We start from the raw sequence: 13,940 nt of genomic DNA, 5'->3' as shown, positions 1-13,940 counted from the left end.
GAGCGACATGGTGCCCAAGGTCCGCCTGCCCGACGCGCGGAAGATGATCACACTCGAGGTGGTCGCGAACACGAGGCTGAGCCCCAGTTTCGCGAACATCACCCTCGGTGGCCCCGAACTGGAACACTTCAAACCGGCCGGTGACGACCAGGCCGTGCGGCTGTTCTTCCCTCGCGAGGGGCAGGAGAAGCTGCGCATGCCGAGAGTCAACAGCGAAGCGTGGATCGCCGAACTGCTCGTGATGTCCAAGGCCAGCCGCCCGTGGGTGCGGAACTTCACGATCCGCCGTGCCCGGCCGGAACTGAACGAAGTCGACATCGAGATCGTGCTGCACGCCGACACCCCGGCTTCGGCCTGGGTGCGGCGCGCGCGGCCGGGAGACCCCGCCGGCATCTTCGACATCGGGCTGACCTACCTGCCGCCCGCGCGGGCGGAGTGGCAGATGCTGGTCGGGGACGAGAGCGCGCTGCCGGCGATCCTCGCCATCCTCGACGACGCACCCGAGTCGCTGGCCGCCCAGGTGTACCTGGAAGTGCCGGAGACGGCCGACATCCGACCGGACATCGTTGTGCCGGAAGGAGTTCACGTGCACTGGCTCGCCCGCGACGGTGCGGACGGCCTGCCCGGAACGCTCGCGCTCGACGCGATCCGGCAGGCCACGCTGCCGCCGGGCAGGTTCTACACCTGGGTGGCGGGGGAGTCCCGGATGGCCACCGGTCTCCGCCGCCACCTGGTGAACGACCGCGACGTGCCGAAGCCGGACATCGCGTTCATCGGCTACTGGAAGCACGGTCGCTCGAGCCCCGGCTGAGGTCCGCTCAGTAGCGGACGTCGCTCTCCAGCAACGGTGGGTACACAGTGGACTGTTCACCGTCCACTGTGGTGCCCGCGAACTGGAGCATCGCCCGCGGCGCGCCGTGCATCGGCGCCGGATAGTTCAGGTCCGGCGCGGAGATCTCGTCCAGTGCCCGCAAATGCGCCACGCTGAGCTGTACGTCCAGACCGGCGAGGTTGCTCTCCAGGTGTTCCAGACGCCGGGCGCCGACGATCGGCACCACAGTGCCTTCTCGGACACGCAGCCAGGCCAGTGACACCGCGGCGGAGGTGGTCCCCAGTTCGGCGGCGATCCCCGCGACGGCCTCGATCACGCGGTACTGGTCGTCGTCCGGGCCGCCGACGTGTGCCGTGCGCGCGGAGTCGGTGACCTCGGCGCCGCGGCGGTACTTGCCGGACAGGAAGCCGTTCTTCAACGGGCTCCACGGCGTCAGCGCCATGCCCTGGTCGCGGGCGAGCGGCGCGACCTCCCCCTCGACGGTGCGGGCGAGCAGCGAGTACTCGACCTGCAGCGCGATCAGCGGGGTCCAGCCTCTCAGCAGCGCGAGGGTCTGCGCCTGCGCGGTGACCCACGCGGGCGTGTTGGAGAACCCGAGGTAGCGGATCTTCCCGGCACGCACCAGATCGTCGAGGGTCCGCATGGTTTCCTCGATCGGGGTGGTGCGGTCCCAGTTGTGCATCCAGTAGAGGTCGAGGTAATCGGTCCGCATCCGGCGCAGGGTCTCGTCGAGCTGGTTGATGATCGACGTGCGGCCGGCGCCGCCGCCGTTGGGATCGCCGGGGAAGAGGTTGAAGAAGAACTTCGACGCCAGCACAACGTGTTCGCGGCGGCCGGGGCGTGCGGCGAAGAAGTCGCCGAGGATCTTCTCCGAGTGCGTGTTGGTGTAGAAGTTCGCGGTGTCGATGAAGTTCCCGCCGAGATCCAGATAGGTCGACAGGATCTTCTCGGACTCCTCGACACTGCACCCCGCGCCCGGGGGATCCTCGCCGAAGTTCATCGCGCCGAGTGCGAACGGGCTCACCCGCAGCCCGGACCGGCCGAGGGTGATGTAGTGATCGAGTGGCATGGGAATTCCTTTTCGGAGGTCTGGGAATTGTCCCTTCCATGGAATCGCGCGGCACCCGTCCTGCGGTAGACCGATCCCGCCCAGCTCTTGCACGATCCTGCTCGATCCGGTCCGATCGGGTTTGTCTCGCCGGGGCCGGCGTGCTTTCCTTGAGGCATGCACCCCCTGGCGGAGATCCGGCGCAGTGTGCTCCGGCACGCGCGGCCGGACCTGGGCACCCCGATCCCGGGCCTGTTGCTGTCCAATGTGGACAAGGCCCCGCCGGACTACTCGCTCACCGAGCCGCTGCTGGTCGTGATGGCGCAGGGCGGGAAGAGCCTGCTGCTCGGCGACCAGGTGTACGAGTACCGCGCCGGGCAGTGTCTGGTGGTGACCACGGATCTGCCGGTCACCGGCTATTACCTGGACACGCCTTCGCTGTCGATGGGCCTGGTCCTGCGCCCGGCCGCCATCGCCCCGCTGCTGGTGAAGGCGCCGGCCGAGCGCCCGTCCCGCGACCTGCCCGCGATGGCGACCGGCGACGCGACCCCCGAACTGCTCGACGCGGTGGCCAGGATGCTGCGGCTGCTGGACCGTCCCGAGGATGCCGAGGTGCTCGCGCCGCTGATCGAGCAGGAGATCCTCTGGCGGCTGCTGACCGGTCCGCTCGGGGGCCTGGTGCGGCAGATCGGTCTTGCCGAAAGCAACCTGTCCTACGTCAATCGGGCAATCCACTGGATCCGCGACCACTACGCCGAACCGATGCGCATAGACGAGCTCGCGCGGTTGACCGGAATGAGCCCGTCCGCGTTTCACCGGCATTTCCGGGCGGTCACCCTGATGAGCCCATTACAGTTCCAGAAACGAATCCGGCTGCAGGAAGCGCGGAGCCTGCTGCTCGGGCGCCCCGGCGACATCGCCGGTGTCGGCCATCTCGTCGGCTACGACAGCCCGTCACAGTTCACTCGCGAGTACCGCCGCCTGTTTGGCGCCCCGCCGGGCGAGGACGCCGCGCGCCTCCGCGCCGAGGTGTCGCGAGATCTCCAGCAGCTCCCCTGAAAACTCGGCGGCGCTGAACGGGGGCCGACATCTCCGTGAAGGTTCGTCAATTCCCCACCCAAAATGGGCCGGGACTGTCATCCTCACACCCGTGATCCGAGCCAAGAACCTGCTGCCCTGCGCGGCCGCCGTGCTGCTGACCGTGCTCGCCACGCCCGCTGCCAGGGCCGACACGCCGTTCGCGTCCGCGCTGTTCTCCTCGACGCACAACAGCTACTCCGGAAACGTCGACGGCGCCAAGGGATCCATCACCCAGCAGCTCGACGGCGGGGTCCGGTTCCTCGAGTTCGACATCCACGACAACGACTACGGCACCACCCACGACTACGCCGTGGGCCACGATTCGCCCGGAAACCTGGTCGACCACACGGGAAACCCGGCGTCCAATGCGCTGCGAGACTGGCTGCGCGTCGTCGACACCTGGTCCGACGCGCACCCGTCGCACGCGCCGATCGTGGTCATGCTGGACATCAAGGACAATCTGACGGACAACACGTCTTTCGCGGCCGGCAATCTCGCGGCGCTGAACCAGGAACTCACCGACGTGTTCGGCACCAGCCTCGCCACCGCGGCGAACTACGCGAGCCTGCCGTCGGTCGACAGCCTGCGCGGCCGGATCCTGCCGCTGCTGTCCGGTGACGCCACCACCCGCGCGGCGTACCGGCGCGACACCGGCTCGAACCCCGCCATCGCGATGAACAACCGTGGCCAGATCGTCGAGGTGCACGACTCCGGCAGCGGCACGCTCTGGTACTGGACCGGCACGTACACCGCCGACGGGCACGTCACCTGGAACCGCCACGGCCAGTACGACACCGGCAAGACACCCGCGATCGCGTTGAACGACAACGGCCAGATCGTCGAGGTGCACCAGTCGCAGAGCGCCAGCACGCTCTGGTACCACACCGGTCAGCTGGGCGCGGACGGCGAGATCACCTGGTCGGCGAGCACCAAGTACGACAACGGTGTGCAGCCCACGGTCGCGTTCACGGACTCGTCCGGCACGAAGCTGCGCGAGATCCACCAGAGCCAGAGCAGCAGCCAGAACTGGCAGTGGTCCGGTGTGCTCAACGGTTCGACCGTCGCCTGGAGCGGGAACTCGACGACCTCCGACAGCCGCTACCCGAAGGCCACGGCCACCGCGGGCGGGCACACGGTTTCGGTCTGGACCGGTGCGGACGGCGCGACCCCGGCGCAAACCCTGCGCTACACCACGGGTTCCGTGACCGGCGGCCGGATCGCCTACCAGCAGACGGCGTTCGACGAGTATCAGGACGGCGACAGCACGGAACTCCAGCAGGGCGCGCTGTTCTACGCCGCCCCCGCGACGGACTCGTCGTTCATCACCTCGGCCCGCAACGCCGGCCACGTCGTCCGCGGCTGGGACTTCGACTCGGCGAGCCTCGCGACCAACCCGCTCGCCAACTACCCGGCCACCAATCACCCGTGGGACGCGTGGTATCAGAACCTGGTGAGCCAAGCCGTCGAATGAGTGGACATGACCGCCGCCGCGCCGAACACTGAGTGGTGCATCGCGGCCCACGGATAATCCACTTCGGACGCAACGGAACCGGGCCGCCCGAGCCGGGGACCGACCGTGGACGATTCCGTGCTGGCGCACACGCCGACCGGCCGCAAGCTGCAGCTGGCCGCGCTCGTGCGGTACCTGCGGGAGCGCAAGCAGGTCACCCAGCACGACGCCGGCCACGCGGTGTGGGCGCGGGCCAGCGCGGCGAGCGTCCAGAACAAGATCGCCCGGCTGGAGAGCGCCGACACCGGTATCACGCCGGCGGATCTGGACTCGCTGCTGCGTGCCTACGGCGCCGACGACGGTCACCGTCAGCTCGCCGCCCTGCTCAACAGCGAGCTCTCCCAGCGCGGGCGCTGGCACGGCTATCGGTCGATCTACTCCGAGTCCTACCGGCGCTACGTCGACCTGGAGGAGGACGCCGTCCTGATCCGGTACGTCGCCAGCGAACGCCTTCCCGAGCTGCTGCAATGCGAGGAGTATGTGCGGGCGGGCCTGCTCGACCCGTCCGGCGACGTGGACCTGGCCGTGCGGGCGCAGCAGGCCAGGTAGCACGGCGTGCTGTCCCGCGACCGGCCGCCGAACGTCTACACCGTGCTCAGCGAGTCCGCGGTGCGCGGGGTCCAGGGCGATGAACGCGTGATGATCCGGCAGCTCGAGCACCTGATCACGCTGTCGCGGCGGCCGAACATCATCCTGCAGCTGGTGCCGTTCAAGGCCGCCGCCGGGCCGCGGGTCATCTCGCGCAAGGGGATCCTGGAACGGTTCGCGCTGCTGCGGCTCGCCTCACCCGGCGTGATCGGGGAGTTGCCGCGGCATCTGGACTACGCGTTCACCACGATCGGCGATGAGCTGCAGTGGAGCGACGACGTGCGGCATTATGAGGAGCTGTGGAACAGGGCGAGCAGCGCCGCCTTGTCGCCACACGAGACCAGAGCGTTCCTGTGGCGCGTTCTCGAGGATTTCCGTTGAGCACGAGGAGAGGCATGCAGGATCCGGGGCCCGCGGCCGAGCGCACGACGGCGACCGCGGCGGGGGTGTGGGACTGGCTGCTCGGCGGGCGGCATCACGTGGCCGCCGACCGGGAGGCGGCGATCAACAGCCAGCGGTCGTTCCCGCTGGCGTCGCGGGTCGCGAAGTACAACCGTGAGTTCCTGCACCGCGCCGTCCGGTACCTCACCGGGGTGGGGGTCGACCAGTTCCTCGACATCGGGTCCGGCTATCCGGTCGCGGCGAGCGTGCACGAGGTCGCGCCCGGCAGCCGCGTCGTGTACGTCGATTACGAGCAGGACACCGTCGACGTCAGCCGCCGCATCCTCGCGGGGAACCCGCACGCGACGTCGGTGCACGGCGATCTCCGTGCGCCCGAAGGCATCCTGGCGAACCCCGAGGTGACCGGGATGCTCGACTTCGGCCGGCCGGTCGCGCTGCTGTTGCTGTCGGTGCTGCACTTCATCCCGGACGAGCTGGAGCCCGCGCGGCTCGTCCGGAGCTACCTGGAGCCGCTTGCGCCGGGCAGCCACCTGGTCATCAGCCACGGCGCCGAACCGGCCGACGAGCGCAGCCGCCGCCTGCAGAACGAGTGGACGAGGGTCTACAACCACTCGGTCACAGAGCAGTTCCATCGGCGGACCGCCGCCGAGGTGGGGGAGTTCTTCGCCGGGACCACGCTGGTGCCGCCCGGGCTGGTGCTCGCGCAGGACTGGCATCCGGCCGACCCGGCCTACATCCCGGACGAAGAGGACGAGTCGCGCCAAGTCCTGCTCGGCGGCGTCGGACGGGTCGGCTGAGCGTCGGTTTCCCTGCTCCCGCAAGGGAAAGACCCCGAGTTGCCGCTCTCGAACGCCTGTTCTAAGGTGGGTGGCGAGGGTTGGAGTCGCAGGGGAGACAAGATGGCATACAAGATCACTCATCGTTCGCGCGCGCAGGAGATCCGGTTCCCGACGCAGGCGGCGGCCGAGCGGTACGCCGAGCAACTGGCCGGCGGCCTGGGCAACTGGACCGTGGTGGAAGCGGGCCAGGCCGAGGCAGGCGCCGAGCCACGGGACGAGGAGGTTCGCTGAGCGGTGTTGGTCACCAGCCCGACCGACAGTAGGCGGACACCGTCTGCAGGTGACTGCTCGTGGCTGCCGTCGCTGCCGTCGGATTGGTAGTACGCGGCGCGGGTTGCTTGCCGTGGGCTAGCGACTCGCGCCGCTGCCGGTTCTGGCGTGGTTCCTGGCAAGGCGGTCGGAGCGCCAGGGCCGCGTCAGGTTCCGCCGCCCGCGCCGCCGCGATGGCTTCATGGCACCACCGTCACCGGCCAGAGGCCGGCGCGTACCAGGCGGTTCGCGACCGAGCCGACCAGGCGGTGGCCGGCGCTGTCCGACGCGCCGACCACCACCAGGTCGGCCTGCCGGTCGATCGCGACCCGCTTCAGTTCCGTGTAGGCGTCGCCGCGGCGGATCTCGAACGTGACGTTGATGTTCGACTCCTCGGCCAGGTTCTCGATGGGCCGGCGCAGCTCGGTGATCATGTCGTCGTGCGCCTCCTCCTGCGCGGCGGCGAGCAGGCTGGGCGACATCCCGGTCCACACCGACGGCGCGAGCACGTAGACGATGACGAGCCGCGAGCGCTGGCGCCGGGCGAGTCCTGCCGCGTAGGCGCCCGCCCGCAGCGCGCTGGGCGAACCGTCGACACCGGCCAGGATCAGGTGTGGACCATCGGTACCCCGCTCGAACGGGCCGGGTTGCCAGGCGGGACCGTACTCCTCGACCAGCGGCAGGGACCGGGTGTCATCGGCGCTCACCCGCCCATTATCGCCGCCGCGCGGCCTCCTGCCTACCCGCCACCCGCAGTCCACAATAGACACTTCAGGCCCACTTCACCCCGTACGCGAAACCCGGCGTGAGCTGCTGGAACCGGACGTGGACCTCGCCCGCCCGATCCAACGGAACCCGTGGCCCCGCGGCGACACTCTCGTCCGGGACCTTCTCGATCAGCGCGACGTCACGCGGGCGGTCCGCGCCGAACCGCAGGTGTAGGTCGAACACGTCGCATGGCTGGCGCGGCACGCAGACACATTGCGGCGACGGCAGTTCGGCCCGCAGCCGCAGCGCGATCTCGTGACGCTCGCCACGGCGCAACGTGTCCGGCAGCTCCAGTGCCCGGCCCGCGAGCGTGCCACCGTGGAACACCTCGATGTCCGCGAAATGGTCCGCCGCGATGATGTCCACTTCGGACACTCCATCCACGTCGGCGATGATCCGGCGCAGCATAAAGGTTTCCGGCACCGGTCGGTCCAGGGCGAGGGTGACCCGCAGCTCCTCGGTGTGCCACCGCTGGTCTTCCGCGGCGCCACTGTGCGGGCCGGCGACCGCGAGCTCGGCCAGCCGCGCGATCCCTTCGTCGATGCGACGGCGGATGGTGCGGTCGTGCCGTTCGAGCGCCTGCGCGAGCCAGCGCACCCGCTCCTGGTAGAAGGGATGCTGCGCGTCCTTGTGCAGCGCGAACGCGGCCAGCACGACGGTACACAGATCCCGCGGCAGTTTCCCGGCCAGTTCGCCGAGCCATTCCGAAAGCTTTCGGCGTAATTCCGCCACGTCGTCCTCCGGTGAAATCCGGCACGCCGTCCGTAATGCGGAACCGGTCCGTTCGCCGAGCCGCATCGCGGCGATACCGCGGCCTTTCCGCAGTACCTTCAGCTCACCGGCCAGATCCGCGGCGCTGAGGTCCTCCACACGTTCCCCTTCGTGATGCCCCGGACAGCCCATCATTCTGAACCCTTCGGGCGGGTGTCCAGGCTCCATACCGGTGATCGTGCGAACGGTGCGTGATGTTTCCTGTTCCGGCGCACCAAGGAAACGGGAAACTTCTTGCCGGGCGTTTCCCCGGCTCGTCATTCTGGTTCCGGTAACCCGGATCCCCGCTGAGGAGTACGAAATGAAGATCTTCTGTTCTTTTTCGACCGTCCTGCGATTCGCCTGCTGGGTGGCGGTGCTGTGCCTCGTCGCCGGAGTCGCGTTGGGACACGCCGCGAACCCCGCGCCGGCGAGCCCGGCCGCGGTCACGACGTCCCAGTGAGGAGAGAAACGCTAGGGCTTGCGCCCGACACCCACCCAGATCACGGATTCCTCGGGGCGCTCGAACTCGAGCGCCGGCGAGTTCGGGCTGCTCTCTTCGGGATGCCACAACGGAGTCCACGTCATCCCCGGCGGCAGCAGCTCGAAATCGCCCAGCAGCGCGGCGATCTCGCCCTGCTTGCGCCACACCACGGGGTTCGACGACGCGTCGTAGAGCGCCTTCAGCTCGACGAGTTTCTGGTCGAGCTCCGGGGGCACGCCCTCGTCGGTCAGGTGCGAGATCACCAGGTACGAACCGGACTTCAGCAGTTCGCGATAGCGCGCCACCGCTTGCGGCCCGACGTCGGTGCCGTCCCGGCCGGGCTGCTGGATGTGCAGGACCGCCACCAGGAGCACGGCGACCGGCTGGTCGAAGTCGATCACGCCGGTCTCGGCGACGCGCTCCCACAGGCCGTCCGGGTCGCGCATGTCGCCGTGGATCACCGCGTGCCGCGCGGGATCACCCTGCTTGTCCAGCAGGTAACGCGAATGGGCGACGGCGACCGGTTCGTTGTCGATGTAGACGACCTTCGAGTCCGGCGCGACCTCGTCCGCGATCTGGTGCGTGTTGCCCATCGTCGGGATGCCGGAGCCGATGTCGATGAACTGCCGCACACCCAGGCGCAGCAGCTGCCGCACCGCGCGGTGCAGGTACAGCCGGTTGGCGATCGCGACCGATTTGAGCAGCGGGAACCGGTTCACGACCTGTTCGCCGAAGGCGCGGTCGATCGCCCAGTTGGCTGAACCACCGAGGAGGAAGTCGTACACCCTGGCCACGCTCGGGTGGTCCAGGTCGACGCCCTCGGGCGGGAAGGGATCCGGTCCGCGATCGTTCACCGTGGTGCCTTCCCGTGCTGCTGCCTCACGCAACCAGTATGTCGGATTCTTCCCATCACCCGGCGAGTGGTCCCCGTTCGCCCGAGTTCGTGACAGCGTTCGCGCTGCGTGATCACCGTTCCGCCCGATCGAGAGTGGTCAGCGTCGCGCGTTTTCGGGCGACAAGTGGAAAAATTCCAGATGCATCCGACAAACCCCCGGTCCCCACCGAACCAGTCGTCCCCCGGCGGATGAGGAGAGACCGGCCTTGTGCCCCGACAAGGCCGGCCTCTCCCGTTTCCCACTCGGCCGTTTCAGTGGATCCGCGAAAACGCTTTCACCACGGGTTGTTCTCGTCTTCGTCACTGCTGTCGGCGGACGGGCGCCGCGGCTCGTCGGCCGGGGTTTCCGGGGCGCTGTCCTCGTCGTCCTCGTCGGCTTCCGGGTTGGGGAAGCGGCTGCGCAGGTTGTCGACCATCAGCGACTGGGTCTGCGGGTCCTCGTCGCCGATCTCGTCGGTCATCACCTCGGCGACGCGTTCCGCGATCCCGGACTGCGCCTTGCGCATGGTCGTGAGGATCTGCGCGGACAGCTCCTCCAGCGGCATGCTGCGGGCCCGGCCCGCCAGGTCGAGGTCGGTGACGCTGCCGTCGGCCCGCACGGTGACCCGCACCGAGCCGTCCTTGTTGCCCGCGGTCAGCCGGATCTCCTCGGTCCGCTCCTGGGCGGCCCGGTAGCGCTCGGCCTTCTGCGCGAACCCTTCCGCCCACGCGTCGATCTGCGCGGCGGCCTGGTCCGGGTCGTGCATGAGGCCGCCGAGTCCGTTCGCACTGGTCATTCCGGCACCGCCTGGTCGCGAAGCTCGGCGGGGGTGCTGCCGTGAACCACGGTGCCGAACCGGGGCGTGATCGCGGCGCCGCCGCCGACGGACTCCAGCTGCCGTTCGAACGGCTGGGCGTTGCTCTTGTCCTGCTCGTCGTAGCTCGACGCCGCCGAGCGGACGTTGTCCGCCGTCGTGGTCATGCCCTCGACCGCGGACTTGAGCGCGTCCGTGGCGTCGTCCTGCGTCGTCGCGTTGACGATCGGCGGCAGGAACGAACAGATCAGCCCGTACGCCCCGTTGTCCATGACAACGGTGTGCGCCGCGTCGGCCGCCGTGCTGAGCCGGTCCTTCAGCCCGTCCAGATGGCTCGCGTGCGTGCGGAGCTCGTCCGGCACCACTTCGAAAGACATGACACCCCCTACTTCTTCTTGTCCTCTTTGCTCTTCTTCCAGTCACCGATGACCGGAGGAGCCACGACCTGTTCCGGCTCGAACAGCTCGGGATCGCCTTCGAGGTAGTCGGCGACCTTGTGTTCCTTGTCCTCGCTGCCCTGGCCCCGGCCGCCGTGCGCACCGCCCAGCCCGGAGGAGCCGGACGCGCCCGCCTTGCCGGCTGCGCCCGTGCCACCACGTGCCGCGGCGGCCTCCTCGGCCGCCGCCGCGCCGGACGCGGCACCGGCACCGAGCCTGCTGCCGCTCGCGCCGCTGCCACCGCTGCCGCCGATGCCCTTCAGGCCGGCACCGCCGACACCCTCGCCGGCCGTGCCACCACCGAGCCCGCCGATGCCCTTCAAGCCGCTCGTCCCACCGGAACCGAAACCCGTGGAGCCCTTGATGCTACCGGGCTCTTCGAGTCCGGGGATGCTGCCCTTCAGGCCGCCGATCCCACCGAGCCCGCCGATGCCCTTGATCCCGCTGGAACCACCCGTACCGCCGATACCGGGGATGTTGCCGAGCCCGCTGGACCCGCCGGTCCCGCCGCTGGTGCCGCCGAACCCGTCGATCCCGCCGAGCGGGTTGCCGGTCGGCCCGATACCGCCGAGCCGGGACGTGATGTCGCCGTTGGTGCCGCCGGCCTGGCCGATTCCCGGGATCCCGCCCAGGCCGCCGCCGAAGGAGCTGGGGTCGGTGCTGGAAGACGGGATCGTGGTGTCCGGAATGGACGGGATGGAACCGCCGCCCGGGATGCCGCCACCGGTCTGCGAGCCGCCGGGCAGGCCACCGCCCGGGATACCGCCACCGGGAATGCTCGGGATGTCGCCCGCACCAGGACCGCCGCCACCGGGAATACCGGGGATGTCACCGGCGCCGGGGCCGCCGCCACCGGGAATGCCGGCGATGTCACCCGCACCGGGGCCACTGCCGCCGGGGACGCCGCCACCCGGGATACCGGAACCGCCGCCGCCGGGGATGCCGGAACCAGAACCGCCGCCCGGCAGGCCGGCCGCGCCGGCACCGCCGTCCCGCAAGGCGTTCACGCCGGAGTTGGCGCCGCCGGGGGCGCCGTCGGCCCGCAGCGGCGCGGTCGCGGCCTGCGCGCCGGGCAGCTTCGGCGGCGGCGGGAACGCCGGGGTGCTCGTGGCCGTACCGACCGTCTGGTCGTACTGCGTCATGACCCGGGCGGCCTGCTGACGCGCCGCCTGCTGCTGCGCCATCACGTTCATGTCCACCGACGCCTGCTGCGCGTAGACGGCCGGGTCCCTGATCGTCTGCAGCTGCGCGTTCGCCTGCTGCACGTCGAACTGCACGGGCGGGTTCGCCGCCATCTGCTTCTGCGTCTCGTTGAGCGTCTGCGAGTGGATCTCCTGCTGCCGCCCGGTCAGCGTCGCGCCCTGGGCCGTGGTGCCCAGCCACTTGCCGACGTTCGCCAGGTGCTCGCGCGCCGCGTCGCCGCCGGCGCCCTGCCAGTTCGACATGCTGTCGTTGATCGCGTCGGCGAGGTTCTGCTGGTGGTCGGTCAGCTCGTTGCCCAGGCTGACCCATTCCTCGGAGGTGACGGCAACCGCCGCCGGGTCCGCGTTCTGGCTGATCGCCTCGACCATCTGCGGGTGGGTCGCGTTGTCCCACATGGTCGTCGGCGGGGTGCCGTGGTCGCGCAGCTCCAGGTTGTCGGGCAGGTCGTTGTGCAGGGTGTTGCGCGAGTCGGCGATCTGCTGCTCGTACCGGCGCTGGATCGTCTGGTCCCGGGTCTCCGGCGAGACCACGTCGCCGAGCCAGCCGTTCGCGATCTCGGTGTCGACTTCCCTGGTCACCTCGGCGCGGATCTCGTCGCCGGAGGCGGACTGGGTGCCCTTGGGGCCGATGTAGTACCGCGAGTTCGGGTCCTCGGTGATGTCGTCGAAAGCGCTACCCGGCGCGGACAGGGCCACGATCGTTCTCCTCCGTCGTCTCTTCGCTCGGCCGTCAGGGCTGCGTGCCGTTGACCCGGTGCAGGGTCGTGCCGGTGTCGCGGTCCTGGTTCTGGTAGTTCGACTTGGCGAGGTTGATCGCCTCGATGTACGTGGGCAGTTCGGCCTTCGCCTGCTGCAGCTGGGTGAGCAGTCCCTTGTCGTCGGTCGCGGTGTTGACCATCAGGCTCGACACCCACTGCGCCGTCGCGGTGGTGCTCATCTTCGGCGATTCCTGGAATCCCTGCAGTGCCGACCAGCGCGCCTCGAGCGAGTCGATGATGCCCTGCAGCGCCTGGATCATCCTCTCGCCGGTGGACTCGTCCACGGCGAAGCTGCCGTTCACGGCCATCGTCTTCAGCTCGACACCACTCAGCAGGCGCTTGCTCGCCAACGGGGCGGTCGCCGTCGCCATGCTCCTGGCGGTCGCGGCCGCGGTGTCCTCGTCGCTCATTCTGCTGTGCCTCCCGAACTCAGTAGACGGCGGAGATCATGGTGCGGATGGCTTTCGTGACATCGGCGAACCCGGCCGGAACATACCGGGCCGTCATCGTCCCGGACTCATCGGTCGTGGTATGGACCAGGTAGCGGCCGGCCTCGGTGTCGAGCCAGGTCACCGGCGGCGCCGAGCGGCGGTCACCGTGGCGCCCCCGGCCGGTCCCGGTGAAGTAGCCGCCGCCGAACCGCGGCTCGGCGAAGATCTCTTCGAGGCGTTCGGCGTCGGATTCGGTGCTGTGCGAGGCCGAGTTGCGCCCGCGCACCACGCGGCGCACTTGCAGGCTGCCGAAGGCTTCGGTCTCCTCGTCGTCGAACTCGTGCTCGGCCTGGCGCCGGGCGGCCATCGCCGAGCGCGGCCGGTCCTCGCGCTGCGAGATGCTCAGCGGTCCGGTGGGCGCGGGGTCGGCGTCGGGCAGGGCCTGCGCGACCGACCGGACGAGTTCCTCGTCCGGCAGTAGTGAGAACCAGAGTCTGTCTTCACCGTCGAGCTGGCTGATCGTCAGTGCCTGCGCGCCGTCGCTCGCGGCGAACACCGCGAGATCGCCGTACCGGACGTCGTTGCCGCTGGCGGTGATCGCCACGCGGTGATCGCGGAGCAGTTCGAAGGCCAGTCGCACGTTGCGGTTCAGCTCACCCTGGATCGACAGCCGCCGATCCTCGAGGTCGTAGTAGACCTTTTTGGCCAGCTTCACGAAGCGGACCGGGTCTACCGTGGTGTTGCTGATACGCAACGGGAAGATGCGGGCGTCCACACCGACCGCCCGCCCGACGACGACGGCCTCCACGCTGCCGAGCGTGAAGTCGAACCGAGACACCATCGACGCTTACTTACCTTTCCGGGGCCGATCTG

Annotated in this window: 15 protein-coding genes and 1 pseudogene; 7 read left to right on the top strand and 9 right to left on the bottom strand. The window is 69.5% G+C overall.

The window, feature by feature from the left end; all coding sequences use genetic code 11:
• Window positions 1-7 precede the first annotated feature (7 nt).
• On the top strand, window positions 8-811 hold the full coding sequence (locus tag LOZ83_RS30305) for a siderophore-interacting protein (RefSeq protein WP_236795151.1): 804 nt from the start codon (window positions 8-10) through the stop codon (window positions 809-811).
• Window positions 812-818: 7 nt separating this feature from the next.
• Here the strand turns inward: LOZ83_RS30305 and LOZ83_RS30300 are convergent, their stop codons facing one another.
• Window positions 819-1,901, bottom strand: coding sequence for an aldo/keto reductase (locus LOZ83_RS30300; RefSeq protein ID WP_236795150.1), 1,083 nt, complete (start codon window positions 1,899-1,901; stop codon window positions 819-821).
• Between the two features lie 156 nt (window positions 1,902-2,057).
• Here LOZ83_RS30300 and LOZ83_RS30295 point away from each other — a divergent pair, with 156 nt between their 5' ends.
• The 5 genes and pseudogenes from LOZ83_RS30295 to LOZ83_RS30275 all read left to right on the top strand — a co-directional run bounded on the left by LOZ83_RS30295 (window position 2,058) and on the right by LOZ83_RS30275 (window position 6,530).
• Window positions 2,058-2,939 carry an AraC family transcriptional regulator gene (locus LOZ83_RS30295; RefSeq protein ID WP_236795149.1) on the top strand — a complete coding sequence of 294 codons (882 nt, stop codon included), beginning with the start codon at window positions 2,058-2,060 and terminating at the stop codon, window positions 2,937-2,939.
• Between the two features lie 91 nt (window positions 2,940-3,030).
• Window positions 3,031-4,431 carry a phosphatidylinositol-specific phospholipase C domain-containing protein gene (locus LOZ83_RS30290; protein WP_236795148.1) on the top strand — a complete coding sequence of 467 codons (1,401 nt, stop codon included), beginning with the start codon at window positions 3,031-3,033 and terminating at the stop codon, window positions 4,429-4,431.
• A 105-nt stretch (window positions 4,432-4,536) separates the two neighbouring features.
• Window positions 4,537-5,439: pseudogene (locus LOZ83_RS30285) on the top strand (DUF5753 domain-containing protein).
• Between the two features lie 14 nt (window positions 5,440-5,453).
• Window positions 5,454-6,257, top strand: a complete 804-nt coding sequence (locus tag LOZ83_RS30280) for an SAM-dependent methyltransferase (RefSeq protein WP_236795147.1) — start codon at window positions 5,454-5,456, stop codon at window positions 6,255-6,257.
• 102 nt (window positions 6,258-6,359) lie between these two features.
• Window positions 6,360-6,530 (top strand): hypothetical protein, encoded by a 171-nt coding sequence (locus LOZ83_RS30275; protein WP_236795146.1) that lies wholly within the window; start codon window positions 6,360-6,362, stop codon window positions 6,528-6,530.
• Between the two features lie 218 nt (window positions 6,531-6,748).
• Here the strand turns inward: LOZ83_RS30275 and LOZ83_RS30270 are convergent, their stop codons facing one another.
• Both LOZ83_RS30270 and LOZ83_RS30265 read right to left on the bottom strand, forming a co-directional pair.
• Window positions 6,749-7,225 carry a universal stress protein gene (locus LOZ83_RS30270; RefSeq protein WP_374202738.1) on the bottom strand — a complete coding sequence of 159 codons (477 nt, stop codon included), beginning with the start codon at window positions 7,223-7,225 and terminating at the stop codon, window positions 6,749-6,751.
• Between the two features lie 94 nt (window positions 7,226-7,319).
• Window positions 7,320-8,186, bottom strand: coding sequence for a hypothetical protein (locus LOZ83_RS30265; protein WP_236795144.1), 867 nt, complete (start codon window positions 8,184-8,186; stop codon window positions 7,320-7,322).
• A gap of 202 nt (window positions 8,187-8,388) precedes the next feature.
• Between LOZ83_RS30265 and LOZ83_RS30260 the strand changes: the two genes are divergently transcribed.
• A complete protein-coding gene (locus LOZ83_RS30260) occupies window positions 8,389-8,529 on the top strand; it encodes a hypothetical protein (RefSeq protein ID WP_236795143.1) in 141 nt (46 codons plus the stop codon).
• Between the two features lie 11 nt (window positions 8,530-8,540).
• Here the strand turns inward: LOZ83_RS30260 and LOZ83_RS30255 are convergent, their stop codons facing one another.
• The 6 genes from LOZ83_RS30255 to LOZ83_RS30220 all read right to left on the bottom strand — a co-directional run bounded on the left by LOZ83_RS30255 (window position 8,541) and on the right by LOZ83_RS30220 (window position 13,908).
• On the bottom strand, window positions 8,541-9,404 hold the full coding sequence (locus LOZ83_RS30255; protein WP_236795142.1) for an SAM-dependent methyltransferase: 864 nt from the start codon (window positions 9,402-9,404) through the stop codon (window positions 8,541-8,543).
• A 316-nt stretch (window positions 9,405-9,720) separates the two neighbouring features.
• Window positions 9,721-10,221, bottom strand: coding sequence for a YbaB/EbfC family nucleoid-associated protein (locus tag LOZ83_RS30250; RefSeq protein ID WP_236795141.1), 501 nt, complete (start codon window positions 10,219-10,221; stop codon window positions 9,721-9,723).
• A complete protein-coding gene (locus tag LOZ83_RS30245) occupies window positions 10,218-10,616 on the bottom strand; it encodes a type VII secretion target (RefSeq protein ID WP_236795140.1) in 399 nt (132 codons plus the stop codon). The genes LOZ83_RS30250 and LOZ83_RS30245 overlap by 4 nt, the downstream gene beginning before the upstream one ends.
• Before the next feature lie 8 nt (window positions 10,617-10,624).
• The gene (locus LOZ83_RS40290) at window positions 10,625-12,574 is read right to left on the bottom strand and encodes a PPE domain-containing protein (RefSeq protein WP_308190334.1); all 1,950 of its coding nucleotides are present in this window, start codon (window positions 12,572-12,574) and stop codon (window positions 10,625-10,627) included.
• Between the two features lie 34 nt (window positions 12,575-12,608).
• The gene (locus LOZ83_RS30225) at window positions 12,609-13,046 is read right to left on the bottom strand and encodes a hypothetical protein (protein WP_236795139.1); all 438 of its coding nucleotides are present in this window, start codon (window positions 13,044-13,046) and stop codon (window positions 12,609-12,611) included.
• 19 nt (window positions 13,047-13,065) lie between these two features.
• Entirely contained in the window at window positions 13,066-13,908 is an 843-nt protein-coding gene (locus LOZ83_RS30220; RefSeq protein ID WP_236795138.1) for an ESX secretion-associated protein EspG, read from the bottom strand.
• Window positions 13,909-13,940: the final 32 nt, after the last annotated feature.

Source organism: Amycolatopsis sp. GM8 (genome assembly GCF_021653975.1).
Classification (GTDB): domain Bacteria; phylum Actinomycetota; class Actinomycetes; order Mycobacteriales; family Pseudonocardiaceae; genus Amycolatopsis_E.
The sequence above is the reverse complement of the archived record's forward strand: the minus strand, read 5'-3'. Positions and strand labels throughout refer to the sequence as shown.

Excerpts from the sequence above, each read along its gene's own strand:
- LOZ83_RS30245 (WP_236795140.1), bottom strand. The coding sequence starts at position 10,616 with ATGTCTTTCGAAGTGGTGCCGGACGAGCTCCGCACGCACGCGAGCCAT.
- LOZ83_RS30295 (WP_236795149.1), top strand. The coding sequence starts at position 2,058 with ATGCACCCCCTGGCGGAGATCCGGCGCAGTGTGCTCCGGCACGCGCGG.
- LOZ83_RS30220 (WP_236795138.1), bottom strand. The coding sequence starts at position 13,908 with ATGGTGTCTCGGTTCGACTTCACGCTCGGCAGCGTGGAGGCCGTCGTC.
- LOZ83_RS30275 (WP_236795146.1), top strand. The coding sequence starts at position 6,360 with ATGGCATACAAGATCACTCATCGTTCGCGCGCGCAGGAGATCCGGTTC.
- LOZ83_RS30225 (WP_236795139.1), bottom strand. The coding sequence starts at position 13,046 with ATGAGCGACGAGGACACCGCGGCCGCGACCGCCAGGAGCATGGCGACG.
- LOZ83_RS30250 (WP_236795141.1), bottom strand. The coding sequence starts at position 10,221 with ATGACCAGTGCGAACGGACTCGGCGGCCTCATGCACGACCCGGACCAG.
- LOZ83_RS30305 (WP_236795151.1), top strand. The coding sequence starts at position 8 with ATGGTGCCCAAGGTCCGCCTGCCCGACGCGCGGAAGATGATCACACTC.
- LOZ83_RS30300 (WP_236795150.1), bottom strand. The coding sequence starts at position 1,901 with ATGCCACTCGATCACTACATCACCCTCGGCCGGTCCGGGCTGCGGGTG.
- LOZ83_RS30280 (WP_236795147.1), top strand. The coding sequence starts at position 5,454 with ATGCAGGATCCGGGGCCCGCGGCCGAGCGCACGACGGCGACCGCGGCG.
- LOZ83_RS30260 (WP_236795143.1), top strand. The coding sequence starts at position 8,389 with ATGAAGATCTTCTGTTCTTTTTCGACCGTCCTGCGATTCGCCTGCTGG.